The sequence below is a fragment of the Rhizobium sp. SG570 genome, from assembly GCF_012275345.1.
GTDB lineage: Bacteria > Pseudomonadota > Alphaproteobacteria > Rhizobiales > Rhizobiaceae > Rhizobium > Rhizobium lusitanum.
Window position 1 is genome coordinate 58008 of sequence record NZ_JAAZQI010000021.1, and the last position, 25861, is coordinate 83868.

Genomic DNA, 25861 nt, shown 5'->3' on the forward strand with positions numbered 1-25861 from the left:
TGCATTTGCGGACACTCCCAGTTTTAAGGCCGCAACCAGCCAATAACACAGTCGCTGTCTCTGGCATGGAGGCGTCCGCATCATCACTCCATGGTTAGTTCAGTTCTGGAAACTAACAGCCAGCCAGAACTTCGTGCTTCCCGAAATGGATGGGATGCGTCGAAGTCGAGCTCGTCATCCATCATTCTGAACGATTAGCTTGAAAACAAGAAGGATCCGGTAGGGAAAACCGGATCCTTCCGGTTTGATCGGAGGTCAACCGATCAATGTAAGAAGCCTGGCGGATTGGAAAACGTCAGGCTTCCTTTACCCGACACGAGCCGGGTAACTTTCAACTAGAAACTGCGCTGGAAGCGGAGGATGCCAGCCCACTGATCTTCGTTGGTCGAATCCCAGTTGGTGTATTCAACTTCCGGCTCGATCGTCAGATCCTTCACCGGATTGAACTTGACGTTCGCGGCGGCGGCAAAAATCTTCGAGTCGGTGTAGGCGAGCTGAAGATTAGCCTTCAACTTCTCATTGATCTGGTAGGAGCCTCCACCCCAGACAGCCCAGTCGCCCCAGCCGCAAAGCTCTTCCTTGTTGGCCGGGCACGCGCCGTCGGTGACATAGCCGGAAGCATATTTGTTCAGCTTATCGCCGTCGGTGTTCCAGCCGCCCATCAGGAATAGCGCCACAGGACCGAACGTAGCATCTACGCGAGCTTTGATCGCACCTTGCTCGACGATGGAATCATAACCCCCGACCAGGCCCACCTGCCAGTTGCCTAACTTGTAAAGGGCACCAGCGACAACGTCCGGAGCATAGTGATCTGCCTCGCCAGTGCGCCAACTGCGGCCGTTACTCTGAACGAAATCTTCATCGTAATACGTGTCGTTGCCTGAGACGGAGTCTTCCAGCGAGACCATGGCCTGGAAGCCGTTGCCAGCATCATAGGTGTAGGTCAACTGGTTGAGTTCGGTGTTCGTCGGACCGGGGCCGTAGGAAACCACATCGTCCTGAATAACGTCGCCAGCATAGCCGAGGAAGGACGAAAACTGTGAGTCGGCCTTACCGACCAGGAAACCGCCAAGGCTGATGTTCGCCCAGAGGAGCTTCGCAGTGGTCGAGTTGCCATCGTTCCAGTCCCAACGAAGAACCATGTTGGTCTTCAGTGGGCCGTATTCGGTGTCCGTCGCCGTGTCGAGATGCAACTCGGAACGGGTATGCCACAGCGTGCCGGTAACATGCTTCGGATCATAGGCATCGTACCATTCACCTTCGGTACGAACCATGCCGCCGACCTTGAGGCAAGTTTCGGTGCCGGGTATGAAGAAGTAGCCGGTGCCATAGGCGTCGCAAATGCGAATGTATTCAAGCGGCTCAGGCTGAGCAGCGATGGCGTCGGCTGCATGCGCGCCCGAAACTGCCACGAGCGCGGCTGCGGAGCTGAGAAGCAGGCTTTTGATTGTCACTATATTAACCTCCAGATCGACAGGCAGCGGCGACGCCGGCTCTCGCCGGAGTGGCGCACACTGCGCGGATTGATGATCGAAGCAATGTCGCCTCGATGTATATAAGATCGCAAAGAACGATTCAGTTCACGCGCAATCTGCTTTCAATCGATATTGGGAAGATCAGTTAGAGAATTGGTGTGATACATTGATATCATTTATGAAACATGCTTTATGGGAAGCGTTTCCAAAAGGCCGAGAACCTCGGCTCAGGTAAGTCGATGGAGGAGTCAATCAGAGCGCCCCTTGCTGAATACGCCATCAAGAAAAACGTCCACACGCTGTTTGACATGCGAAACATAGGCCTCGGAGCTCATTTCAAAGACATCCTTTCGGGTTACAAACGCGAGGACCATATCCAGCAGAATTGACGCCAACTGCTCCTGATCGCACCCTTTGAATAGGCCTTGTGATTCAAACCATTCCGCAAGGGACAGCACCGCCGGCCGTCGACCGACTTCCAACATGATGTCCTGGACTTCCGGATTGTAAGCGGCTTCATTAAAGGCGAGTCGAAAGATATCCAGGCGCCGCGTGGGTTTTCCTGATGATTGATCGGCGAGGAAGATTTTGTAGAGCGTTTCGTTCAGCGGGCTTTCGTCTCTCTCAATCCGCGAAACATTGATTATTCGAATTCGATGCTCGGCGATCACCGCTCGAAACAGCTCCCGCTTGTTCGGGAAATACTTGTAGATGGTTCGCTTCGATATTCTTGCCCTCGTGGCCACCTCATCCATGCTGGTTTGAGAATAACCTTGCTCCATGAATGCCTCCTCGGCACAGAGAACGATTGCGTCACGGCGAACAGCCGCATCGATGGGAGGACGGCCACGCTTGAGACGGTTTCTGGCAGGCGAGGACTCAATGGGAGGATTTTTCACAGCGTCTCCTGTGATGGGTTGACTGTCGCACGGCGAACTCCGCAACACCATTGGACAATTGGACTGCAGATTCCCGCGTTCACGGATGCTTTCGCGATGAAAATCCCAAACCGATGATCGATAAGCCAAGGAAAAGCATGGAGGCCGCGAGAACAATGTCGGGCTTGACGTGCGGGGCCGCATAACGACCGACGATCGCCCAGGCAATGCAATTGAAATTTGTCAGGCCGCCTGCCGCAAGCCAAACGCCACCATTAATATCCATCGTCTTGCCGATCCACGTCATCAGAGTTGCTACTATCGCCAGCAGGAGACAAAACAGGTCAAACGACCAGACTGTCGTCAGCAAGGGATCGTTTACGAGCAGAAACCCCAGCCCGACCTGCAATAGGCTCATCGCGATCCAATCGTGATAGAGGCGCGGGCTGCCTAATCTGATGATGATGATCGATAACAGAAGACCACCAAGGATCGCGTTTGTTCCGGGCCAGTAACCCAAGAGCCTTGCGCCGAGCAAGACTTTCGCAATAGTGAGAACGGCCAGATCGGTCAATATGACACCAAGGGCGCAGAGGCGGCGCCAATCATACGGCCCTCGAAAACGTCCGGAAACCCTGCGGCGACGCCTCTGAACAATCGCTTGCAAGACATATAGCAGGTCCAAGACACGCGCGGAGGCATGCGCGCGTCTTGGAGGATGTCCAATAGGGCGATGGGGGCCGGACATCCTTCTCCCTCAACGGGGGTTGCTTGAGGGAGCTTGGGAAGGGTTCTTCCGCGCGAAAGCCGCCTTCAGTTTCTCCCGCGCGGTCTGGAAGGTGGCGTAGAGCATGGGGATGACGATGATCCCCAGCGTGCTGGAGGCCAGCATGCCCATGAAGACCGGCGAACTGACGTTCTGACGAGCCAGCATCGAGGCGCCATTCGCCCAGACCAGCGGTACCAGACCGAGAATGAAAGCAATCGAAGTCATCATCACGGCGCGAAAGCGGAGCTTCGCGGCATTTTCGGCCGCATCGCGAATGCTGACGCCATGTTCGCGCTGTTCCTTGGCGAACTCAACGATCAGGATGCCGTTCTTCGCCGCCAGTGCAATGAGGACGACAAGGCCGATCTGGCCATAGAGGTCGAGGGTCAGCCCCCAGCCGACGACCGCGATAAAGGCGCCGGAGACACCGACGATCACCGAGAGCAGCACGGGGATCGGAATCGTCCAGCTCTCATAGAGCGCGACCAGGAAGAGATAGGCAAAGAGCAGTGCGAGGCCGAGAATGAGGGTCGTCTGCCCGCCCGCCTGGCGCTCCTGATAGGATGTGCCGGTCCATTCGAGCGCATAACCGGCGGGCAACGCCTTGCCGGCCAAGGTCTGGAATGCGTCCATTGCCGTTCCCGAGGAGACGCCGGGCGCCGGCGAGCCGTTGATGGTAACCGCGCGATAATTGTTATAGCGCGTGATCACGGAGGGGCCGACGATAGTCTTGAGTTCCGCAATGGACTGCAGAGGCACCATGGCGCCCGACGAACTGCGGACATAGATGTCCCACAGCGCCGGAATGTCTCGGCGATTGTCGACGTCGCCCTGAACCTTCACCTGCCAGGTGCGGCCGAACAGATTGAAGTTGTTGACATAGGAGCCACCGAGCGTCGACTGCAGCGCGGAGAAGATGTCTTTGATGCTGATGCCCAGCGCCTGCGCCTTTTCCCGATCGATATCGAGATAGAGCGATGGCGCATTGGCAGCATAGGTGGTGAAAACGCGGCTCAGCGCCGGGTCCTGATTTGCGGCCCCGACAATGCCGTTGGCGACGCTGCCCATGGTTGCGGGGTCTGCGCCCTCGAGGGATTCGACCATGACCTCGAACCCGCCGCTGGTGGAGAGGCCGATGACCGGCGGCAGGTTGAAGGGCAAGATCATCGCGGAGCGGATCTCCTGCGCGCCGCCGAAGACCTTGCCGATCATGACCTGGACCTTATCGGTGGCGGCCTTGCGGTCCGCGAACGGCTTCAGCTGTACGATTATGAAGGCGTTGTTGCTCGCCGAATAGCTGTCGAGAAGAGAGTAGCCGATGACCGAGGTGACGTCGGTCACCTGCGGTAGGCCGCGCAGCAGCTTTTCGACCTCCCGCACCGTGTCGCTGGTGCGGGCGACGGAAGCGCCCTCCGGAAGCTGCACGTTGATGAAGAAAGCACCCTGATCCTCTTCCGGCAGAAAACCGCTCGGCGTGATCTTTGAGAGGCCTAACACACCGAAGGCGCAAAGCCCAATAATGGCGAGCGAAAGGATCGAAAGCCGCAAGGTCTTGTGCACGATCCAACCATATCCGTCGCGTATGCCGTCGATGCGGCGGCTGATCCAGCCCATGACGCCACGCTTTTCGCCGCCATGGCGCAGGAAGACGGCGCAGAGGGCCGGCGAGAGCGTCAAGGCGTTCAGCGCCGAGATGAGCATCGCCACGCTGATGGTAACGGCGAACTGCCGGAACAACTCGCCGGAGATGCCCGGAATGAAGCCGATCGGAACGAAGACCGACAGCAGCACGAGCGTGATGGCGATGATCGGGGCGGTCACCTGCACCATCGCCTTCTTGGTGGCGGCGGCTGGCGATAGCTCTGGCTCCTCTTCCAGTACGCGCTCGACATTCTCCACCACGACGATCGCGTCATCGACCACGATGCCGATGGCGAGCACTAGGGCGAGAAGGGAGACGGTATTGGCGGAGTAGCCTAACACGAGCAGCACGGCGAAAGTGCCGATGACGGAAACCGGGACGGCGATGATCGGTATGAGTGTCGCGCGTATGTTGCCGAGAAAGATGAAGACGACGATGGCGACGAGCACGAAGGCTTCGATCAGCGTATGGACCACTGCTTCAATCGTGTCGTAGACGAAATCGGTGGAATCATACATGACTTGGGCCTTCAAACCCTCCGGCATGCGCGATTGCAGGGTTTCCAGCTTCTGGTTAACGGCCGCCGCCGTCTTCAGCGCATTGGCGCCCGGAGACAGATAGACGCCGATGGCGACGGACGGATTGCCATTGAATCTGTTCAGCGAGTCCTCGCTCTGGGCTCCGAGTTCGACCCTGGCGACATCCTTCACCTTTAGGACCGATCCATCCGAATTGGCGCGCAGGATGATGTTTCCGAATTCCTCCGGCGTGGCCAGGCGACCCTGGGTCTGCACGTTGAACTGGAACTGCTGATCATCGGGCACGGGCCGCGCGCCGATGCGGCCTACAGGAGCCTGAACATTCTGCGCATTAATAGCGTTGATCACGTCCGAGGGCACCATGCCGAGGCTCGACAAGCGCTCGATGTCGAACCAGATGCGCATGGAATAGTTCATCTGGCCAAAGAGCGAGGCGGAGCCGACACCTGGAATGCGCGACAATTCGTCGAGGACATTGATCGTCGCGTAGTTCGTCATGAATAGAGGGTCGAAGCGACTGTCCGGACTGCTGAGAGTGACGAACTGCAGGATGGAAGACGACTTCTTCTGCACGGTAACGCCGAGGGTCTGGACTTCCGTCGGCAATTGCGAAAGCGCGGTCTGCACGCGGTTGTTGACGTTGACCGTATCGATGTCCGGGTCGCTGCCGAGCGCAAAGCTAACCGTCAGAGTGTAGCTGCCATCATTGCCGCTGGTGCTCTTCATGTAGAGCGCCTTGTCGACGCCGATGACCTTTGATTCGATCGGTTGAGCGACGGTCGTTTCGAGGACTTCGGCCGAGGCGCCCGGATAGGTCGCGGTCACCGAGACCTGCGGCGGCACGATGTCGGGAAGCTGCGACACCGGAAGGCTCGTCAGCGCCAGCGCGCCGGCGAGCGAGATGACGATGGCAATGACGATTGCCAGACGCGGCCGGTCGATGAAAAGATTGGAGATCATCGGATCAGCCCTTCGTGGCGAGTTGAGTCGTCAGAAGCTGCGGTGTCACCGGCGCGTTGGGACGAACGCGCTGGACGCCTTCGGCGACTACCTTGTCGCCGACTGCGAGACCATCGAGGACTGTCGCGGTTTCGGCGGTCGATTGCCCTAGCTTTATCCGGCGAATCTCGACCACATTGTCGGCGCCTACAGTATAGACATAGTCGCCCTGCTGATCGGTCAGGACCGCGGCGCGCGGGATCGCAAGAACCTTTTGCGGCGTTACAGCCTCCACGATGACGCGGACGAATTCGTCGTTGAACAGTTCGCGCTGGCCATTGTGAATGACCGGGTTAGCAATGGCGCCGCGCACGGTGATGGAATCGGTGTCCGAGGCAACGCTGACATCGAGGAAATCGAGTATACCGGTCTGATCGTAAATGCGGCCGTCGGGCAGGCGAAGCCGCAGCCGCAAACCTTCGCTTCCTCCGCTCGTGCGCTTCTGCTGGAATTCGATGAGTTTGCGTGTTGGCACCGGGAAGGTAACATACATCGGGTCCTGGCTGACGACGGTGACGAGCGTCCCCGACGAAGCGGAAACGACGTTGCCAACAGTCACCGCTGCGCGACCGATCCGACCATCGATCGGCGAGCGGATCTCAGTATAGTCCAAATTGATCTGCGACGACCGCAACGCCGCCTGGGCGGAACGAAGCTGCGCGGCCGAGGTCCGTTGCGTGGCAAGCGCGTTATCCAGCGTGCTTTGCGAGCCCGAGCCGGATTTGTGCATCTGGTCGGCACGATCAAAGGCGATATTGGCGTTTTCGAGTGTCGCCTGCGCTTCGGCGACCGAGGCCGCCTTGGCCTCTAGGTCAGCCTCGTAAGGCGGCCGCTCCAGCCGGAAGAGAAGGTCTCCTTTCTTCACATCGGCGCCTTCGGTGAATAGCTGCTCTTCCAGAAAGGCCGAGACGCGCGCGACGATGTTGACCTTGTCGGTCGCTTCGATTCGGCCGTTGAATTCCGTGGTTTCGTTGATCGCCGTCTCGGCGACCGTCACGACGCCGACGGGTGGAGGCCCTCCGGCGCCCGGCATCTGGGCGGATGCGGAGGTGGCGAAGGACAGGAAAGTAAAGGCCAGGAGATAGCACGAGACATTACGCATGGCAGTCCTCAGTTCGAATTTCCGTTGTTTCAGTCCAGGCGGATAGAGGGTCGCAGGCGCGCGCTCAGCCGGTCGACCAGCCAGAGGAGGCCGCCGCGGTAGAAGCCGTGAAGTGACGACTGGTGGCTGCGATAGAGCAGGCTATGGCTGAGCCGAGCGAGGCGCCCGTGAATGGTCCCGCCTTTGAAAAGCCCGAGCTGGCCGAGAGATCCGTAGGCGTTGTAGTTCCTAAGCGAGACGAGGGAGCCGAAGTCCCGACAAATGAAGTCGGGAATCGGAATACTGTCGACGATGTCCTTCTTCAGATGGCGAATCAAGTGCTGCGCTTGCTGATGTGCAACCTGAGCCGTCGGCGGCAGCGGACGAGAGGCGCCGGGCGGGGTCAAGCTCGCGCAATCGCCGACGGCATAGATATTGGGGTCGAGGGTCGTGCACAGTGAAGGCAGAATCAGCAGTTGATTGCTTCCATTGGTCTCAAGCCCGTCGAGGCGAGTGAGGAAATCCGGCGCCTTGACGCCTGCGGCCCAGACCTTTAGCGACGCAGGAATTCTCCGGCCGTCATCGAGGGTGAACCCATCCGCGTGGGCCCCGTTAACGCGTGCATTTGTAATCACGCGTATACCCATGGCGCCGAGACGTACCTGGGTAGCGGAGGAAATATCCTTCGGAAAGGCGGAAAGCAGCCGTGGACCGCTTTCGATTAGGGTGATGGCGATGGTCCCGGCTAGTTGTCGCGCTCCATAGGCGGAGGAGGCCTCGATGAGCTGCACCAATTCGGCAGCAAGCTCCACACCGGTTGCACCACCGCCAACAATGGCAATCGATAACTCTTGCCCAAGCTTAACGCATTGGAGCATACGATCCCGGACCTCGCGATTAAATGCCTCCGCCTGCCGGCGGGAATCGATCGTGAGGCAATGTTCGTTCACGCCGGGCGTTGCATAATCATTGGTGCGGCTACCAACGGCCAGGATCAGCGTATCGTATTTCACGTGGCGCGCGGGCACGAGAAGACGCCCGTCGCGCTCGTACAAGGGAGCGATTGCCACTTCGCGAACGGCCCGGTCCAGTCCGCATAGCTCGCCGGGTTCGTAGATGAAACCGGCATCGCGCGCCTGGGCCAGATAGGTGGTCTGTTGCTGCGAGACATCACACGTTCCCGCCGCGATGGTGTGAAGCATCGGCTTCCAGACATGCGCGGAGTCGGCGTCGATCAGCGTCATGGACGGTGAGAAGGAGAACATGGGCTCGCGATGCTTCCACCGGCGTCCGAGCGTGGAGGCAATCGCCAGGCCAGCAACACCGCCGCCTACGACGACCACCCGATGTCGCTGCCATTCCTTCGGCTGCCTTATTATATTTCGGCTTTTCATCTGATGATTTATCTGCGCGCCTGGAGCCATTTGAGACCGTCTAAGCGAAGGCAGAAATCCACGTTATACTTTTTAAAACTGTACTGTACGGTTTATTTAATGTTGCCGAGTTGCGTTGTCAATCGAAAACACTACAAGTCGGTCCGTAAAAGACGATCGGAAGGGGAGGTCGAAATGCGTGTCAGAACCGATGCCCGTCGCCAGGCGATTCTCGAAACCGCGACGCAGGTGTTTCGCGAGGTGGGATATGAGCGCGCGAGCATTGCCATGATCTCCGCGAGGGTCGGCGGATCGAAGACCACGCTCTACGGATACTTCAAGTCAAAGGAGGAATTGTTTGCTGCGGCGATGACGGGGGCGATGGAAGAGCAAGGCCGACAGCTGACGGCGATGCTCGACCCGTCGCAGCCCGATCTCCGCCGTGTTCTCGAAAGCTTCGGTGAAGCCTATTTGCGATTGGTGACGTCGGACCACATATTGGCGATTGTTCGCACTGCCGTTGCGGAGGCGGCTAATTCCAAACTTGGACCCGAATTATACGTACGTGGCCCCAAAATGGGTTGGGAACATCTAACCACATATATGAGCCATTTGAAGGAGCGAAATATCATCAATAGCACCGATCCCCGCATCGCCGCCGCTCATTTCAAGGGGCTGCTCGAGGCGGGTATCGTCGAGCCACTGCAATATGGAGCCGAAGCGGAATTCGCGCCGAGGGAGGCTGTGGTCGCTGCTGTCGATGCATTCCTACGTGCCTACTCCCGTTCAGGTCTCGTCATTGGATAACATCGCGCCTTTTATCAATAAGCAGCGCCTTTAACGCCTCCCGGGGGCTGCATCTCCGGAACGATGATTATGGGATGGCGGTATTCCAAGGGCGTCGAGTATGATGATTCATCGTTGAAGCAGCAGCTGATCCATAACGATTTCAATGATAGGCATCTGCAACGTTGTTGGCGTCGACAACAAAGGTGCGGTGGCTGTCCGCCGAACGATGCGGCGGCAGACGCTTATTGAGATTGTCAGCAAGATCCCAACTTGCATCATTGCTATGCAGGCGCGCTGAGGTGCTCACCACCTGAGCCAGCGTTTCGCCTCCCGCGGTGACGAGGCGCTACTGATTTCGCCGGAGTATGTCCGCTTATGTGAAGGCGCAGAAGAGGCCTGACGAGGCGGACGGCTCTCCTCGTTGTGGCTCTTAACAACCGCATCATGGCACTTCACCGCCGCGCAGGAGGCCGTCCGCCATATCAAGCCCTTCTTAAAACATGCCGTTGGAATTGGCCGCCTGCTCGGGGATCGGCTGAAGAATGTCCCAGTGTTCAACTACCTTGCCGCTTTCAATGCGAAATATATCGACGCCGGCAGTTCCGCGGTCCTCTTTATTCAAATAGGCGCAAAAATGTATTGCAACGAGATCGCCGTCGGCAATCGTACGTTTGATTTCGATTTTGAAATCCGGAAACTGCTGGTGAAAACCATTGACAAAGCCGACAAAGCCTTCGGGACCGTCGGCCACCTGTGGATTGTGTTGTGTATAGGCCGAACCGACATGTGCGCTGATGGCCGAAGCCGCATCCTTTTCAACAAAGGCGCGGCGGTGAAAATCCAAGGCGATTTCCTTGTTGGACTGTATTTTCTCACTCATTTGAACACTCCCATTTAATGAGTTCATTGTTTGGCGCGTTTCAACGCGTCGCCTCACGTCGGTCTTGGAGTAAACATGCCTGCATACATGCCGTTATCGACAACCAAAACATGCCCGTTGATCGAGCGGGCCGCGCCAGATGACAGAAACAACAATGCGTGGGCGACATCTTGCGCCGTGGCAATACGGCCGGTCGGCGAAACCGCCTGGAAATCTTCGCGCGAAAGCCCGTAGGCATCGATTGCTTCCTGCAGCATTGGCGTGTCGACGGGGCCGGGGCTTACGCAATTGCAGTTGATGCCGTCGCGACTGACCTCCATCGCCATCGCCTTGCAAAGATTGATGACGGCGGCCTTGCTGGTCGAATAGGCGAGCGCGTTGGCCATGCCGTACATACCGGCAAGCGCGGTGGTGAAGAGGATTGCGCCGCCGCCATGCTCGCGCATGATGGGGATGGCGAGGCGCGACATGCGAAAGGCACCCAGGAAGTTCACGTCCCAGACCGCACGCAGCTGCTCTTCCTTCACAGTCTCGACACCGCCGGAAGTCCCGAAACCCGCGTTGTTGATCAGAATGTCGACAGTCCCGAACCGGCTGGTCGCCTCCGCTATAATCTTTCGGCTCAGTTCGGGGTTGCCAAGATCGCCGGATAGGCCGAAAGCTTCCGCGCCCAGCGTGCGGCATTGCGAGACGATGGGGTCTAGCGATGCGCGTCCACTCAGGATGAGCCGCGCCCCCTTCTCGGCAAAGGCGAGAGCGGTGGCGAAACCAATTCCTGACGTTGCGCCGGTGACAACAACCACCTTGCCGTCGAAATCGTCAGCCATTTTGGTCCTCCATACGGTTCGACGGCACCAGAATGATCTTGCCTTCGCTGTTTCGCTCCTCCATCAGGCGATGAGCCTCTTCTGCCCTGGCGAACGGCAGCACTTTCGCCGGCACAAGGTCGAGTTCGCCGCGTTTGACCAGAGTTTCTAGGCTTTTTAATGCGGCAACCACGATGTCTGGTCTTTTCACGTGGTAGTAGCCGAGAAAGAAGCCCGTGACGCGGAGATTGCCCTCCAGCAATCTGGTGACATTGACGGGATTGGAAGTCGTCGCGGCATGGCCGTAGACCACGGCACGACCGTTCGGTACCAGGCAATCGATCCCGCCTTCCAAAACGCGTCCCGAGGTCGCGTCCATGACGAGATCGACGCCAAGGCCACCACTGGCTGCGCGCAAGGCGTCAACCCAATCCGGCTGGGAATAATCGACCACCGCTTCTGCGCCGGCGGCTAGAGCCAGACGGGTCTTGCTTTCATGGCCGACGCCGGCGATGACGCGTTTGGCGCCCAGTGCCTTTGCAATCCGTACGATCAAGGAGCCGACGCCGCCTGTCGCGCCCTGCACGAAGACCGTATCGTTTTTCGTCAACATGCCTGCATCTGTGAGAGCCAGATATGCCGTCAGGCCCTGAATGGGAAGCATTGCCGCCTGTTCGGGTGAAAGACCCTCGAACCACGGCATGAGATTCGTGGCCTCGACGGCGATGTAATCCGCATAAGCACCGCCCACGATATTGGCACCGATGACCGACTCACCGATCCGCGACCTGTCCACGCCTTCGCCGCAATCTTCGATGATTCCGGCAAATTCACAGCCCGGATTGAAGGGCAGCGGAGTAGGGACCGGGTAATGGCCGCCGCGCCGCCTGACCAGATCGGCAAAATTGACACCTGCAGCGAGAACCCGGACAATCACCTCACCCTTTTTGGGTTCGGGACGGGCTAGGGTTTCCACGCGCAGAACCTCGGGGCCTCCGGTTTGGTGAAAGCGGACCGACAGCATCGTTCTCGACAGGCTCATTTCTTCTCTCCCTGGGTACGTTTGAACGGCAGCCGCAACAAGAACCAGATCAATCTGGGCGTCAGCAGCCGCAAAGCTAGTCTCGCCTGTTCAGGCGTAATGACGGCAGACATGGGCATCGCGCCAAATATCTTGCCTTTGATCAGCAAGTCGGCGTCCTTCGCCTCAATCGAGCTGATCGTCATGAGTTCGATCTTGTCTGTAGTGAAGACTTTCATGCCGCGCTTACCTTGTCGAAATCGAGTCCCATCGCCTCGAACGCCTTCATCGCGGCGGCTCTGCCTGCGCCGAATACGCCGCCCCCCGGATGCATGAACGGACCGACGAGGAACAGGCGTTCGATGCCCGGAACCGTCAGGCTGCCAAGGTCGGGCGTCGGTCGGTGCGAGCCGAATTGGTAGGAATAAGGCGCGATACCGTGAATATCGCCCTTTTGAAAACTTTCTGAATCGCGTTCCAAATCGAGCGGACTGTAGACCGAACGGGCGATGAAATTATCCCTGCCGAGATTGGTGATGAATTTTCCCGCTTTGTCACAAAGCCAATCGGCATAGTCTTCCTTGTAGCCGTCCCACCTGGCCGCGCCGCCGTCCCTGAGGTCATAGGGCGCATAGGAGAACATCAGAAATGTCGCGTTCCCCACAGGGGCTCTCGACGGATCGACATTGGATGGGCAATTCGCGCCGAAAAGCGGCCTTTCAGGCAGCACGCCATAGCGCAATTCATCAAAAGACCGCCGCAACTGTTCAAGCCTCGTCGGCAGCAACTCCGTGATAATCGTACCGTTCACATGGTCGCCAGCGGAAAATTTCGCGGGCTCTTTGAGCGCGCCATGAACGACAAACGCGCTAAATGCCGCCGGCCGGGTTTTGCGCGCGGCCTTGTCGACGTAGGGGTCGAGGTTGTCGATATAAGAATGCAGACGATGGGGGTGGAGCGCGCCGATCAGGCAATCTTTTGCGAAAAATTCGCCCTTCGAGGTCCGTACGCCAACAGCACGGTCGCCCTTGACCAGGACCTTTTCGACCCTGGTTTCCTTGAGGATGGTGCCGCCATGATCGCGAATCTGGGCAACGAGTGCCTCTGTCAGCGCACCGCTGCCGCCTTTGGCGACACCGATTCCGTAACGCTCGAGAAAGGCAACGAACATGAACAGCCCGATTCCCGTCCCCATCTCGTCAGGGAGTTGAAGGTTTTCCGTGACCAGTTTGAGAAAATGCACCCGGACATAGTCGCTTTCGAAATACTCCGTGATGATGTCGAGGGCACTTTTCTGCATGATCATCAAAATTTCGCGGCCCTCTCGACTCTGGTCGAGCATTGCACTCATGGCGCCGTTGGGTATCGGGGGTGAATAGAGACCAGACAGAAGCATGGGCAGGATGCGGTCGCCCAATTCAGCAAGCTTCAGAAACGATTCCGCATCCGCTTTTGAGAAGTATTCGATCGCCTTATAATTCTTTGAGCGGTCGGTATAAAGCGCCAGCGTCTCACCATCCTCGAAGACTGAAATATGCGGCGGATCGGGGTAGATATATTCAAGGCCGTAACGCGATTTCAAACCGAGTTCGTCCTTCGCAAGGACCGGATTGGCCTGGATAAAGATGTGAGCGGTGCTGTGCTGATCGTGCCAGAAACCCGGCGCGGTCAATTCGCGCGTGACAACACCGCCTCCGAGCCAGGGTTGGCTCTCGATGACGAGAACGCTCTTGCCGGCTTTGGCAAGATAGCCGGCGGCGATCAGTCCATTATGTCCCGAACCGATCGCGATGACATCGTATGTCGTTGATATATTCAAGATTTCCTCCCAGAGCACGTGTGACCGGCGCGAAGAGTTTCAGCCGGTTCACGTCATGAAATTTTTACTTGTGAAGATTGTATCGGGGCGCGAACCATTTGCAAAAGTGATTTCCTTTATGTATTTCCATAACTGGCGCGATTGGTTGATGGCCCAAGCGCCTGAGGCGCCGCGGTCGCGGTTGCAAAAGGGCTATCGGCCTTTTTTTGGGGGGGCGAAATGCATTTCAATGGCTTGGATCTCAACCTGATCGTCGCACTCGACGCAATACTCAGTGAACGCAACGTCACCCGCGCGGCCGAGAAGTTGAATATCAGCCAACCCGGCATGAGCGGTGCGCTGAACAGGTTGCGGCAATACTTTAACGACGATCTTCTAACGCAAAACGGTAAGCAGATGATACCAACTCCTCTGGGCGCGACGCTTTCCGTTCCGGCCAAGGAAATACTGGCAACCGTCCGTTCGCGTTTAGCCGTACAAACGCGTTTTTTGCCAGAGGAAGCGCGGCGGAGCTTCACCGTTATGGTGTCGGACTATGCGGCTACGATCTTTTTGGCGAATGTTTTGCGTGCGCTTGCAGTTGAGGCGCCGGGGATGACTTTCGATCTGCACCAGTACGCCGATATCCCGGGTGACGCATTGGACGCGGGGCGCATTGACGTGCTGCTCGGCCCCCAGCAGGCGCTCTCGCAAAACCATCCTTTCAAGCCGCTCTTCAAGGATGATTTCGTCGGGGTCGCCTGCGCCAACAACCATGCCGTGGATGACGTGGCGGACATCGACTCTTTCCTGGCGATGCGACATGTCCTTGTTAGACTGGGCGGTTCCGGCCTGCCGACCACTGACGCGACATTTCTCGAAAGGTCTTTTGCACCTCGAAGGATAGAGGTGATCGTTCCAGCGTGGAGTCTGGTGCCACACTATTTGATGGGGACACAAAGGGTTGCAATTTTTCATCGTCGGCTTGCCGGTGATTATGCGAGGCATTTTCCGCTTAGAATATTCGAAATCCCCACAGCCCTCCCAATCTTCGAAGAATGCGTCCAATGGCGCGCTTCGAGCCGGGGCGATCCCGCAATTCAGTGGCTTGTTGAACGAATGGAGGCGCACGCGCGAACGCTCAACGAAGTGTCTGCCTGATCGCGGACTGGGAAGTCTGCTATATCCCCATCGAATAAAGCCGGCCTTGCCACCGATAAGACCGCGAGGTCGCTTAGGATGGCACGTTCGATGATGACTGATAACTATTCGCCCGGGACCACAACAGGATTGTGGATCAACCGCGCCTTGGAGAAAGATATAACCGCAAGCGTTGCGCATACGCAGGCTGCGAAGCCGATCGAGGTATAGCCCGATATCTGGATCAGAGTTCCGCCAAGGATTGGGCCAACGGCCGCGCCGGTCATGAGCATCGCCGGCGTCGCGGCAACGGCCCGCCCGCTAGCGTCCAGCCGAGACAAAAGACCGAATGCAAATGTGTGGGTGAAAACCATGGTCGCCACAAATACAGGACCTGCTATCGCGTAAGGAAGGAAAGCAGAGCTCAAGGTTATGACGAGCGCGAGAATAGCCTGTGCAACCGGTCCGGCAAGAACCACCTTCTCCGGATTCAGCATCTTTTCAAGGAGGCCGGCGACAGGGCCAGGAAACAGGTTGACGATCCCAAGAGCGATCAGCACGCCGACAATCGCATCTGTGGAGAATCCGTGTCCGACGCCTATCTCCTGAAAGAATCCGAAAACCATCGACTGGGTGACCGCCATCAGGCTGACGCCGAAAATACCGGCCCAAACGGCCCGGCTGAGCTTTTGTGTGCCAGCAGTCGCTGCGGGATCGTGATCGGCGGCTAGTTGTGGAAACGCGAGCAGCGATGTCACGCTCGCTAATATCATGAGACCGCAGAAAACGAAAAACACCATTTCCCGACCCTGCGTGGCAACAAGCTTCGGAACCGTCCCGAGGAATATCGTGCCGAATACGCCGATCGCCCCGCCAGCCATCGCGAACAGCCTGTGAGGGTTCAGGCTTCGCCCGATCGTGCCATGAGTAAAAGAAAGCGCCGTTCCGGCAGTGAATCCGGCCATTGCATGGCAAATGGCCATTGGAATGAAATGGGTTTGTTTCGTTGCTGCGGCCCAGGCTATCGCTGCCAAGGCGAGAGATAGTGTGGCGACCATCCTGCCATTGAAGTCGTTAAACCGCGGTGCAAAGATTAGGCTCGCAGCGACAGTTCCAACCAGGAAAAGCGTAACCAAAGCTCCGGCTTGTTGCGGATCAAAATGATACTCCGTGATCAAGGTACTGATCCAAACCGGCAATGCCACCAGATCAATCATCCCCGCAACATGCGCGATGAGCAGCGCCAAGCGCGGGCACCAAGTTTCTTTCGTAGCCATTGTGGCCTCCTCCACCTATGTCTGGCTTTCGCTCGGCTCCCCCCGAGCGATACGCAGTCAAACGCCACAAATGTCGCCTACCTCCTCACTCAAGCAGAAATTCTGGCAGGGCGGGCGTGTTCAAAGTGTCGATTGAAGTTAGCTGAGCCTAGGCAGGCGCCGTTTATTTGCAAAGGTGATTTTCCTGATCCGAAATCATAATTCGTAGTGATGGTACGGCGCGCTCTTGGTGCAATGTCCGTCCTAGCGCGTCACCGCGCGAGAATTACAGCGCGTGTTTGAGGACTTCAGTCGTGAGAGCGGATGCTGCACCCTTCAGCTTTTCCCGCACCCAGGTCAAAGCCGGATCGCGTGAGCGATAACTGTGCCATTGCACCGACTGTTCGAGGAGCGGCAAGTCCACGGGTGGATCAACTATCGTAAGGCCACCAGTCTTGATCATTTCTCTGGCGAGACTTCGTTGAACCAGCGCGAGCCGATCGGTTCCTCTGACCAGCACGGAAAGCGTGGAAAAGGCAAACGTCGATACCTCCACTCGAATGGCCAAGCCAACGTCGCGGCATGCGCGCTCTGCAAAGCTTTCCCCGCCATTCGGCGGACGCATCACCACATGACCTGAGGTTTCGAACTGCTCACGGGTCATCCTCGTCTCCGTCGCAAAACGGCTGGAGGAATCCGTAACGCAACAGATTTTATCGGCGAACAGCGCATCCGAGGGATGGTGGGTGGAGCAAAACACTGACGGTGCGATCAGAAGATCGGCTTCTCCCTTTTCCAACAGCAGGTGCGGAAAATTCTGTTGCGGCTTGAAATCGAATTGCAGGCCGGGAGCCTCCGCAGCGACGACCGCCATAAAACGCGGGATCAGCGTGTGCAGCGAGTAGTCAGAAACCACCATGCCGATCACGCGGCGGGAATCCGTGGGATTAAAGGATGGCGTCGAGACGACGGCGCTGTCGATACGCACGATGATGTCGCGCAAAGGTTGTTCGAGAGAAGCGGCGAGCGGCGATAGTTCCATCGTACGCCCGACCTGGATCAGCAGTGGGTCGTCGAAATACTCCCTGAGACGCCCGAGCGCATTGCTCATCGCTGATTGGGTCATGAACATTTCATCCGCCGCGCGGCTGACATTACGGAGTCGGATCAGGGTGTCGAGCGCTACCAGCAGGTTGAGATCGAGATTTTTGAAACGCATGGCTCCTCCATGTATTCAGATTATCAATATCATGGATTGAAACAACCAATTTCATAAACGTTTTTCTTTTCGTTAGATCTTGGGCCGGGAGGAGTGATCGATCGGCCGAGCGCATGCGCCGTCATCGATTTCCGCCTGAAGCGTTGACGTGGCGACGCGAGAGAATTGAGGAGGCATTGTGTTCAAATATTTCCCCACTAATTACGTCTGGAACCTGTCGGTCAATCTGTCTATCGAGATGGGCGCCCGCATCGGGGAGATCGAGGAAATGTGCGCCGCCCTCCAGGAGGCCGCGAAGGCCCCTGATGCGGCCGGCGTCATGGCCTTTCGCCAGACATGGGCAAGCATGGGCGACAAGCTCATTTCACTCGCCGAGGAAGACGAAGCCAAGGGACGAAAGATATCCGCCGGCGACAAGCTCATCCGCGCCGCCAACTATTTGCTGACGGCCGAGCGGCTGCAGGCGCATGGATCGGAAGGGCGTCTGGCGCTTTACCGCCGCTTTCTCGACACGTTCGAAAAAGGTTTGCGACTGTCGGGCTCTTCCTGTCGTCGCGTCGAGATTCCCTATGAAGGAACGCATCTTTCGGCGCTCTATGTGCCGGCCGAGGGCGTCAGCGGGCCGCAGCCTTTGCTCGTTCAGGTCAACGGGCTCGACAGCACCAAGGAAATGAAATTTCTCGTCGGCCTTCCCCAATGGCTTGCCAAGCGCGGCGTCGCCTCGCTGGTGGTCGACCAGCCTGGAACCGGCGAAGCACTCCGGCTGGAGGGCCTCACGGCCCGTTTTGATAGCGAGCATTGGGCAAGCCGTGTGGTGGACTGGCTGGAAACCCGGCCGGAGATCGATTCGAAGCGCATCGGTTTGGAAGGCGTCTCTCTCGGCGGTTATTACTGCCCCCGCGCCGTGGCCTTTGAACCCCGTTTCGCCTGTGGCGTCGTGTGGGGCGCCAACCACGATTGGCGTGACGTGCAGAAGAAGCGCCTCGCCCGGGAAGGCAATTTTCCGGTGCCGCATTACTGGGAGCATGTCCGCTGGGTCTGGGGTGCCAAGGACATGGACGACTTCATGTGTATCGCTGAACATGTCCATCTCGACGGCGTGCTCGACCGGATTCACGTTCCCTTCCTCGTCACCCATGGCGAAAAGGACAGCCAGATCCCGCTGCATTGGGCCCAGGCCACCTATGACCAACTGGTCAACAGCCCGAAGCGCGAATTGAAGATCTTCGACGCCCGCACCGGCGGTGTTCAGCATTCAAGCTTCGACAATTCCGCCAATGCAGGCGCCTATATCGCCGATTGGGTGGCGGAGGTTCTTGGCGGACGCACGGCGGTAGGAGACGCGGCATGACGATCAAGCTTATGATGTTCGGACGCCGTTCTCCCGGTCAGACCCTCGCAGAGCATCGCCATCACATGAAGGATGTCCATGGCCGGATCGTGCTCGATTACATCGCCGCCGATCCGCAAAACGCGCCGCGCAAATATGCGCAAAATCATGGGCTGGACGGGGTCTTCGCCGCTGATGACGCCGCCCCCGTTGCTCTGTGCTTGGGGTTGGATTTCGTGACCCAGCTCTGGTTCGAGGATATCGGATCGGTGAAGGCGTCTCGGGAAACACCGTTCTACAATGAGCGCCTACGCCCCGACGAACCGCGCTTCGTCGACAACGCCAATGTTGTCGGGCAGCCCTTCGCGGAAGAGCGAGTGCGGGAGCCGGCTTCCGCATTGATCGATCTGAAATTGTTTGTCGTCAGGCCCGCAGGCGCGGCGGCGGTCGATCTTGTTGATCGTATCTCTTCGAGCGATGCCGCCTATTCCGGCTACTGTCGCAACACGGCCGTCACGCCAGGACCGATTGCCGTCGTCGACGAATTCTGGGCGCGCTACGAAGTGGAGGCTGCCCGACTTCTGCATCATTGCCGCCAGGCGCTCGAAACGGGCGAGACAGATGGTGGACGTTCCGCCGCCTATCTCATCGCCCGCGAATACAGATTATTTGCCGGCCGCTGAGGCGCCGGTCCAAGGGAGGATCATCATGAACATCATCGGACCCGACTATCTCGTGTTCGGCGTCGATAACGTCGCCGCCGCCACAGACTACCTCCGTGATTTCGGCCTGCAGCCCGTCAATGTCGATGAGACTGGCGGCCTGTTTGCCGCGCTCGACGGAACCGGAATCGTCATCCGGCATAAATCCGACCCGTCGCTACCCATGTCGCTTCCGACAGCCAATCTTCTGCGCCAGCAGGTTTATGGCGTGCGTTCGGCTGATGACCTTGACGTGATCGAAGCCGAGCTCTCCAAGGACCGGCGTGTCACCCGCCTTGCCGACGGTTCCATCGAGACCCGTGACACGCATGGCTTCGAGCTCAAATTTCAGGTGACGATCCGGCGCGAGCTTAACATGCCGACCGAGAAGATCAATGCGCCAGGCGCTCCCGCCCAACGCAAGCCGAACGAGATCGGCGTTTGGGAAGAAATGCCCGCCGCGCCGCGGACGCTCAGCCATGTCGTCCTCTTCGTGCCCGACCTCGAGGTGGCAACGGACTTCTACTGTAACCGGCTCGGTTTTGTGATTACCGACACGCTGAAGGGCGCCGGCCCCTTCCTGCGGCCAAAAGCGAATGACGATCATCATACGCTCTTCTTCATCCGCACACCGGAATACATGAAGGGCTGCGAACACCTTGCCTTCCATATGGGAGGGCCAACCGAATTGATGGTTGCCGGTACCCGCTTCGTCAAAAAGGGCTATCAAAGCTTCTGGGGGCCGGGCCGCCACAAGTTCGGCTCGAACTGGTTCTGGTATTTCAACAGTCCGCTCGGCTGTCATGTCGAATATGACGCCGATATGGACAAGCACGACGACAATTGGGTGGCGCGCGAAGCACCGGTGGGCGCGGAGGCATCGCAGATCGTGCTGTTCGAAATGCGCGAGAAATGGATGCCCGGAGGCCCGCCTCCCGGCGCGAAGGCCTGATCCGATGACGGCGCTGGACTCGCATCAGGTGGGTCTCTGTCGCACCGAGGACATCGGTGAGGGTGAAGCGCGAGGCTTCGGTCCGGTGGGAGGATATCGCCGGAAGATCATTGTTCTTCGCAAAGAGGGACGACTTCACGCCTGGCTAGACGCCTGCCCGCATTATCCGCAGGGCACGCCGATGGCCTGGCGGTCCAACGCCTATCTGAATGGCGACGGCACGCATATCGCCTGCCATTCGCATGGGGCGCTGTTCGACATGGAAACGGGAGAATGCGTCTTAGGTCCCTGCCTGGGGCAGGGGCTGACGCGCGTGGAGTTGACGGTTACCGAGGAGGGCGAGGTTTTCGCCGCTCTGGCCGAGGAGGAGAAAGCACTATGAATGCGGGCATCAACAAAGCCTTGATCATCGGGGGCGGCTTCGCCGGAATGACGGCAGCGGCGCGGCTAGCGCGCCAAGGCGTCGAGGTCGATCTTCTCGAGATCGATCCCGGCTGGCGATCCTATGGCGCGGGCATCAGCCTGCATGGCTCGACATTGCGCGTGTTGAAGGAACTCGGCCTTCTTGATCGCTTCATGGAGGAAGGATTTGCCTCTGACGGCGTCCAGATGCGTGGTCCCGACGATCGCATTCTGGTGACTTTACCGACACCGCGCGTTGCCGGTCCCGACGTCCCCGGTGGAGGCGGGATCATGCGTCCGGCGCTCGCCAAAATCCTGCAGGAAGAGGTTGTCGCGGCAGGTGTCAAAGTCCGACTTGGCGCGACATTTTCGACGATCGAGGATCGGGAAGACGGCGTTTGGGTCGACATCGGCGACGGCTCTCCCGAGCACTATGATCTCGCCATTGGCGCCGATGGTCTTTATTCCCGCGTTCGCGCTACGCTGTTTCCGGAAGCGCCTAAGCCGCGCTTTATTGGCCAGTCTGTCTGGCGCGCGGTGCTGCCGCGGTCCGCGGAGATCACCACGGTCACCATGTGGCTTGGCTCGAAGCTCAAGGTCGGTATCAACGGCGTGTCAACCGACAAGGCCTACCTCTTCCTGACCGAGGACAAGGAAGTCAACGATTTTGTGGCGCCGGACACGTTTGTGGAGACGCTTCGCGCGCTTCTGAGGCAGTTTCCCTCGCCGATCATCCAAACCATCGCCGATCAACTGTCCGAGGAAAATCACGTCATTTATCGCCCGCTCGAACAAATGCTGATGCCGCGTCCATGGCGGAAAGGACGCGTCGCGCTCATTGGCGATGCCGTACACGCGACCACGCCGCATTTGGCGGCAGGAGCTTGCATCGGCATCGAGGATGCCATGGTGCTGGCGCAGGAAGTAGGAAGTGCCGCAACCGTGCATGAGGCGCTGGCGGCCTTCGAGGCCCGGCGCTGGGAGCGGTGTCGGATGGTGGTCGAGAATTCAGGGCGTCTGGCCGACATCGAGATCCACGGCGGTAGCCGCGAGGAGCACGCGGCGATCATGGGCGCCTCTATGAAAACGCTCGCCGAAGTCATCTGAGCAGGCGAAACGACACCGGGGAACCAGGGGCCGGGCGCGTGATGTCGCTCCGGCTCGGGAGGATCATATATGACGGAACAAAAATACGGCATGGGCGGAACCGCAGCGCTGGTGGTGGCTCACTGCGCGGGCATGCTCGATCTCACTGCTTTGCCGGTCTGGGTCGGCGCGCTTGTCGAGCGGTTCGGATTCAGTCCGCAACAGGCAGGCGGCATCGTGACCTTATTTCTTTTGGGCGCGGTGGCGGCGAGCCTCTTCGTTGCGCCGCGCGTCAATCGGATCAATCAAAAACTGGCCGCTACCGTCGGTTATGGCGTCGCCGCGCTCGCCTTCTTCATCGCATCGACGCAAAGCGGCTTGGTGGAGTTGGCTGCGCTCCATCTGGTCGCGGGCCTGGCGGTCGGCACGGGGCTGTCGATGGTGCACGGCGCGATCGGCAAATCTAACAATCCTCATCGTCTCTTTGCTGTGGCCGGCATCGCAATCGGTCTTCTTGGCATTGTGCTGCTCGGCGTACTGCCGCAGCTGTTGATCGCCTTTGGCCGCGAGGCTCTGTTCCAGGCTTTCGGCCTCTTCATGGCCATAGCTTGTCTGTTCTGCGCCGTCCTATTCGAGAATCCTGATCGTGGTGAGTTGCATGCATCGGCGCCGTTCGGTCGCGCGATCTGGTTCACTGTCTTCGGCATCAGTATCATGACCTTCAATCAGGCGATGGTGTTTTCTTTCGTGGAAGTGATTGGAAAGCTGCGGGGCTTTCCCGCTGACGCCGTGTTGGGTGTGCTGATCGCCCTCGGCATTGTCAATTTTCTGATTCCCTCGCCGCTGGCGGCGATCCTGCAGAGACGACTGGTCGCCGAGACCGTGGTCCAGATCGGCCCCGCGGTGCAGGCTGTCTTCGCGGTGATTGTAACGAGCGCCACGGTCTTTGCGCTATGGGCGCCGGTGGCCGCCTTCTTCGTCGCGATCCAGATTTTCACCCACACCTTCGCCTTCGGTCTGCTCGCCCGTCTCGATCGAACGGGCAGGGCCGTGGCGGCCACGCCAGCGATGCTGATGATCGGCGCGGCGCTCGGCCCGATTGTCGGCGGCGCTCTCGGCCAGAATTTCGGCTTCGGCGCACTCGGGGCAGCGGGGGTGGCCGTCGCGATCCTTTCGATCGTTTTCTTCACCAAAGCGAGGACCGCATGACCGAGTTTCCCGCGATCACCCGGGTGGTGACAGGCCATGACAACGCGGGCCGTTCATTCGTGGCCCATGTCGGCCCACTGCCGACCGTTGTGGAGCTGGACGCCATTCCCGGCACGGTGTTTCACGAGGTGTGGGCTACGTCAGGTGCGCCGGTTCTCGTTGAAAATGGCGCGGATCCCACCATCGGCCCGCTTGTGCTGCCGCCCCCAAGCCGCGGCACCCGTTTTCGCTTCGTCGATATTCCCCCCGACACTGAGGAATTTCTGGCCCATGGTGCGTCGAAAATGGGCGCGGCATTCTCGGAAATCGGCGATGAAGCCGCATCGACCGTAACTGAACAATCCCCCCATCCGCTAATGCACCGGACCCAATCGATCGACTACGGCGTGGTGATCGAAGGTGAAATGACGCTGGTGCTCGACAAGGGCGAGGCGCTTCTGAAGCCAGGTTCGGTTGTCATCCAGCGCGGCACGAACCATGCCTGGGCCAATCGCTCCGGTCGGATGTGCCGCATGTTGTTCGTTTTGATCGATGGCATCTACGAGCCTGCGATCGCCGAGACGCTTTCCGGTCCCGGTTACTGATCGGAACAAAACATCTTTCGGAGGTTGAAATGAAACTCGCGACCTATAAAGACGGCAGCCGTGACGGCCAGCTATGGGTGGTCTCGAAAGACCTGGCGGTGGCCGCGCCAGCGGTCGGAATAGCTTCGACGATGCTGGAAGCGGTCGAAAACTGGGACGCAGTTGCACCACGCCTCAAGGCGCTTGACGAGCGCTTGAATGCCCGCGAGGAAGCCTTCGCCACGCGTTTTGAACTGGAGCGTTGCATGGCGCCCTTGCCGCGTGCGCCGCAATGGCTCGACGCCTCCGCCTTTCTCAACCACGGCCGGTTGATGGACAAGGCTTTCGACAATCCGGTGAATCCGGATTTCGAGACCATTCCCTTGGTCTATCAGGGGGCGAGCGATGATCTGCGCGGCCCCGTCGATGACGTCGAGTTTGCTGACGACAGCCTGTCGATCGACATGGAGGGCGAATTCGGGGTGATCGTATCTGACGTTCCTATGGGGGCAAGTGCCGAACAGGCCGTCTCGCATATCCGGCTTCTGGTGCAGATCAATGACTGGTCGTTGCGCAAACTTGGTCCACGTGAGATGCGCGCCGGTTTCGGCTGGCTGCAGGCCAAGCCCTCCACGGCTTTCGCTCCACTCGCGATCACACTCGACGAAATCGCACCCTTCTGGGAAGACGCGCGGGTGAAAATGCCGCTCCATGTGGCGATTAACGGGCGCGAGGTCGGACGTGCGAACGGCGCGGAGATGCATTTTTCCTTCAGCGACATCATTGCCCATTGCGCCCGTACCCGAAAGCTGACTGCCGGCACTATCCTCGGATCAGGCACCGTCTCGAACGCGGATCGCGGTGCCGGCTCCTCATGCATTTCGGAAATCCGGGTGATCGAGCTCCTCGATCAGGGCGCGTCCGTCACGCCATTCCTCACCTGGGACGACCGGGTCCGGATGGAGGCGCGGCTTCCCGATGGATCGACCCCGTTCGGCATCATCGATCAGCGGGTGGTGAAGGCCTGATGCGCGTTCTCGTCACTGGCGCGGATGGCTTTCTGGGCTCCGGTCTCGCCCGGCGGCTTGCCAATACGGCTGCGGGCCTGAGCCGGTTAACGCTGACGGACCGCCGATTCGTCGGCAAGTCCGCCCAGATCGCGGGCGCCGATTTGATGCCCGGCGATCTGACGCAATCGGATTTTCTCGACACCCTGTTCGAACCCGGCTTTGATATTGTCTATCATCTCGCCAGTATGCCAGGCAGCCAGGCGGAGGCCGAGCAGGCGCGTGGTCACAAGATCAATTTGGTCGCGCCCTTGGATCTCGCATGGCGAACGGCAGCGAGCCGGCGCGGGGCGCGCTTCGTTTTCGCCTCCTCGATCGCCGTCTACGGCGATGTCGCTGCGGAGGTCATATCGGAGGCGACGCCGACCTCGCCGGGGTTGTCCTATGGTGCCCATAAGCTGATGACCGAGATCCTTCTAACCGACCTCGCCCGTCGGGGAGAGCTATCGGCAATCAGCCTACGCTTTCCGGGGCTTGTGGCGCGCCCACGGGCCGAAAGCGGACATGGCTCCGCCTTCATGAGCCAGATTTTTCACAAAATCAGTGCAGGCGAGAATTTCTCAAGCCCGGTTCCGGCGTTGGCGCGGTGCTGGTGGATGTCCCGCGCTGCCGCGGTGGAAGCGCTTCTGCAAGCCTCCCACCTTCAATCCGATGCGCCGACCGTGCTGTTGCCCCCGGCGCTCTGCGCTTCGATGGCGGAAATGGTTCAGGCCATCGAAGCTGTCGAGGGACGACCGGCGTCGATCCAATGGGGCGACGACACACGGCTGACCCGTCTGTTCGGGGCGATGCCTGATATCGACGCTTCGCTGGCGCGCAGCCTCGGCATTGCCGGAGACGCCGATCTTCAATCGCTGGCCCGCGCGGCCATATCTGGAGACTAACC

The 25861-nt window shown here is 58.9% G+C and carries 24 protein-coding genes; 11 read left to right on the top strand and 13 right to left on the bottom strand.

Translation table 11 applies throughout. The features are described from left to right. Nucleotides 1-335: 335 nt before the first annotated feature. The 6 genes from FHT28_RS30045 to FHT28_RS30070 form a co-directional block, all read right to left on the bottom strand. Nucleotides 336-1454, bottom strand: coding sequence for a porin (locus FHT28_RS30045; protein WP_145646283.1), 1119 nt, complete (start codon nt 1452-1454; stop codon nt 336-338). A 269-nt stretch (nt 1455-1723) separates the two neighbouring features. Then, entirely contained in the window at nt 1724-2374 is a 651-nt protein-coding gene (locus FHT28_RS30050; RefSeq protein WP_168598189.1) for a TetR/AcrR family transcriptional regulator, read from the bottom strand. Nucleotides 2375-2453: 79 nt separating this feature from the next. Beyond that, complete coding sequence (locus tag FHT28_RS30055; RefSeq protein ID WP_168598190.1) at nt 2454-2927, bottom strand: hypothetical protein; 474 nt, start codon at nt 2925-2927, stop codon at nt 2454-2456. Between the two features lie 183 nt (nt 2928-3110). Further along, complete coding sequence (locus FHT28_RS30060) at nt 3111-6263, bottom strand: multidrug efflux RND transporter permease subunit (RefSeq protein WP_145646286.1); 3153 nt, start codon at nt 6261-6263, stop codon at nt 3111-3113. Nucleotides 6264-6267: 4 nt separating this feature from the next. Continuing rightward, the gene (locus tag FHT28_RS30065) at nt 6268-7404 is read right to left on the bottom strand and encodes an efflux RND transporter periplasmic adaptor subunit (protein ID WP_145646287.1); all 1137 of its coding nucleotides are present in this window, start codon (nt 7402-7404) and stop codon (nt 6268-6270) included. Between the two features lie 29 nt (nt 7405-7433). Then, nucleotides 7434-8777 carry an FAD-dependent oxidoreductase gene (locus tag FHT28_RS30070; protein WP_145646288.1) on the bottom strand — a complete coding sequence of 448 codons (1344 nt, stop codon included), beginning with the start codon at nt 8775-8777 and terminating at the stop codon, nt 7434-7436. Here FHT28_RS30070 and FHT28_RS30075 point away from each other — a divergent pair. After that, nucleotides 8658-9563, top strand: coding sequence for a TetR/AcrR family transcriptional regulator (locus FHT28_RS30075; protein WP_145646289.1), 906 nt, complete (start codon nt 8658-8660; stop codon nt 9561-9563). The genes FHT28_RS30070 and FHT28_RS30075 overlap by 120 nt on opposite strands. 475 nt (nt 9564-10038) lie before the next feature. On the opposite strand, the gene FHT28_RS30080 is transcribed toward FHT28_RS30075, so the two are convergent. Genes FHT28_RS30080 through FHT28_RS30100 form a run of 5 tightly spaced genes read right to left on the bottom strand, consistent with a single transcriptional unit; the run spans nt 10039 to nt 14089 of the window. Next, entirely contained in the window at nt 10039-10425 is a 387-nt protein-coding gene (locus tag FHT28_RS30080) for an ester cyclase (protein WP_210249877.1), read from the bottom strand. Nucleotides 10426-10478: 53 nt separating this feature from the next. Further along, the gene (locus FHT28_RS30085; RefSeq protein WP_145646291.1) at nt 10479-11252 is read right to left on the bottom strand and encodes an SDR family oxidoreductase; all 774 of its coding nucleotides are present in this window, start codon (nt 11250-11252) and stop codon (nt 10479-10481) included. After that, complete coding sequence (locus FHT28_RS30090; protein ID WP_145646292.1) at nt 11245-12273, bottom strand: NADPH:quinone oxidoreductase family protein; 1029 nt, start codon at nt 12271-12273, stop codon at nt 11245-11247. Before FHT28_RS30090 ends, FHT28_RS30085 begins: the two co-directional genes overlap by 8 nt. Then, nucleotides 12270-12491 carry a hypothetical protein gene (locus FHT28_RS30095; RefSeq protein WP_145646293.1) on the bottom strand — a complete coding sequence of 74 codons (222 nt, stop codon included), beginning with the start codon at nt 12489-12491 and terminating at the stop codon, nt 12270-12272. The genes FHT28_RS30090 and FHT28_RS30095 overlap by 4 nt, the downstream gene beginning before the upstream one ends. Next, on the bottom strand, nt 12488-14089 hold the full coding sequence (locus tag FHT28_RS30100; RefSeq protein WP_348645039.1) for an NAD(P)/FAD-dependent oxidoreductase: 1602 nt from the start codon (nt 14087-14089) through the stop codon (nt 12488-12490). The genes FHT28_RS30095 and FHT28_RS30100 overlap by 4 nt, the downstream gene beginning before the upstream one ends. Nucleotides 14090-14290: 201 nt before the next feature. On the opposite strand from FHT28_RS30100, the gene FHT28_RS30105 reads away from it, so the two are divergent. Beyond that, the gene (locus FHT28_RS30105; protein ID WP_145646294.1) at nt 14291-15211 is read left to right on the top strand and encodes a LysR family transcriptional regulator; all 921 of its coding nucleotides are present in this window, start codon (nt 14291-14293) and stop codon (nt 15209-15211) included. A 104-nt stretch (nt 15212-15315) separates the two neighbouring features. Here the strand turns inward: FHT28_RS30105 and FHT28_RS30110 are convergent, their stop codons facing one another. Together FHT28_RS30110 and FHT28_RS30115 are read right to left on the bottom strand one after the other, a co-directional pair. Further along, nucleotides 15316-16437, bottom strand: coding sequence for an MFS transporter (locus tag FHT28_RS30110; protein WP_246704985.1), 1122 nt, complete (start codon nt 16435-16437; stop codon nt 15316-15318). A 295-nt stretch (nt 16438-16732) separates the two neighbouring features. Continuing rightward, a complete protein-coding gene (locus tag FHT28_RS30115) occupies nt 16733-17665 on the bottom strand; it encodes a LysR substrate-binding domain-containing protein (protein ID WP_145646296.1) in 933 nt (310 codons plus the stop codon). Between the two features lie 178 nt (nt 17666-17843). Here FHT28_RS30115 and FHT28_RS30120 point away from each other — a divergent pair, with 178 nt between their 5' ends. The 9 genes from FHT28_RS30120 to FHT28_RS30160 all read left to right on the top strand — a co-directional run bounded on the left by FHT28_RS30120 (nt 17844) and on the right by FHT28_RS30160 (nt 25859). After that, complete coding sequence (locus FHT28_RS30120) at nt 17844-19016, top strand: prolyl oligopeptidase family serine peptidase (RefSeq protein WP_145646297.1); 1173 nt, start codon at nt 17844-17846, stop codon at nt 19014-19016. Further along, nucleotides 19013-19678: an EthD domain-containing protein gene (locus tag FHT28_RS30125; protein ID WP_112342176.1), complete on the top strand. Its 666-nt coding sequence runs from the start codon at nt 19013-19015 to the stop codon at nt 19676-19678. The genes FHT28_RS30120 and FHT28_RS30125 overlap by 4 nt, the downstream gene beginning before the upstream one ends. A 25-nt stretch (nt 19679-19703) precedes the next feature. Further along, a complete protein-coding gene (locus FHT28_RS30130; RefSeq protein WP_145646298.1) occupies nt 19704-20648 on the top strand; it encodes a VOC family protein in 945 nt (314 codons plus the stop codon). Between the two features lie 4 nt (nt 20649-20652). Beyond that, on the top strand, nt 20653-21030 hold the full coding sequence (locus FHT28_RS30135) for a Rieske 2Fe-2S domain-containing protein (protein ID WP_145646299.1): 378 nt from the start codon (nt 20653-20655) through the stop codon (nt 21028-21030). Continuing rightward, nucleotides 21027-22157: an FAD-dependent oxidoreductase gene (locus FHT28_RS30140; RefSeq protein WP_145646300.1), complete on the top strand. Its 1131-nt coding sequence runs from the start codon at nt 21027-21029 to the stop codon at nt 22155-22157. The genes FHT28_RS30135 and FHT28_RS30140 overlap by 4 nt, the downstream gene beginning before the upstream one ends. A gap of 69 nt (nt 22158-22226) precedes the next feature. Further along, nucleotides 22227-23345: an MFS transporter gene (locus FHT28_RS30145; RefSeq protein ID WP_112342173.1), complete on the top strand. Its 1119-nt coding sequence runs from the start codon at nt 22227-22229 to the stop codon at nt 23343-23345. Continuing rightward, nucleotides 23342-23929, top strand: a complete 588-nt coding sequence (locus FHT28_RS30150) for a cupin domain-containing protein (RefSeq protein WP_112342172.1) — start codon at nt 23342-23344, stop codon at nt 23927-23929. Before FHT28_RS30145 ends, FHT28_RS30150 begins: the two co-directional genes overlap by 4 nt. Before the next feature lie 29 nt (nt 23930-23958). Further along, a complete protein-coding gene (locus FHT28_RS30155; RefSeq protein ID WP_112342171.1) occupies nt 23959-24936 on the top strand; it encodes a fumarylacetoacetate hydrolase family protein in 978 nt (325 codons plus the stop codon). Continuing rightward, on the top strand, nt 24936-25859 hold the full coding sequence (locus FHT28_RS30160; protein ID WP_145646301.1) for an NAD-dependent epimerase/dehydratase family protein: 924 nt from the start codon (nt 24936-24938) through the stop codon (nt 25857-25859). Before FHT28_RS30155 ends, FHT28_RS30160 begins: the two co-directional genes overlap by 1 nt. Nucleotides 25860-25861: the final 2 nt, after the last annotated feature.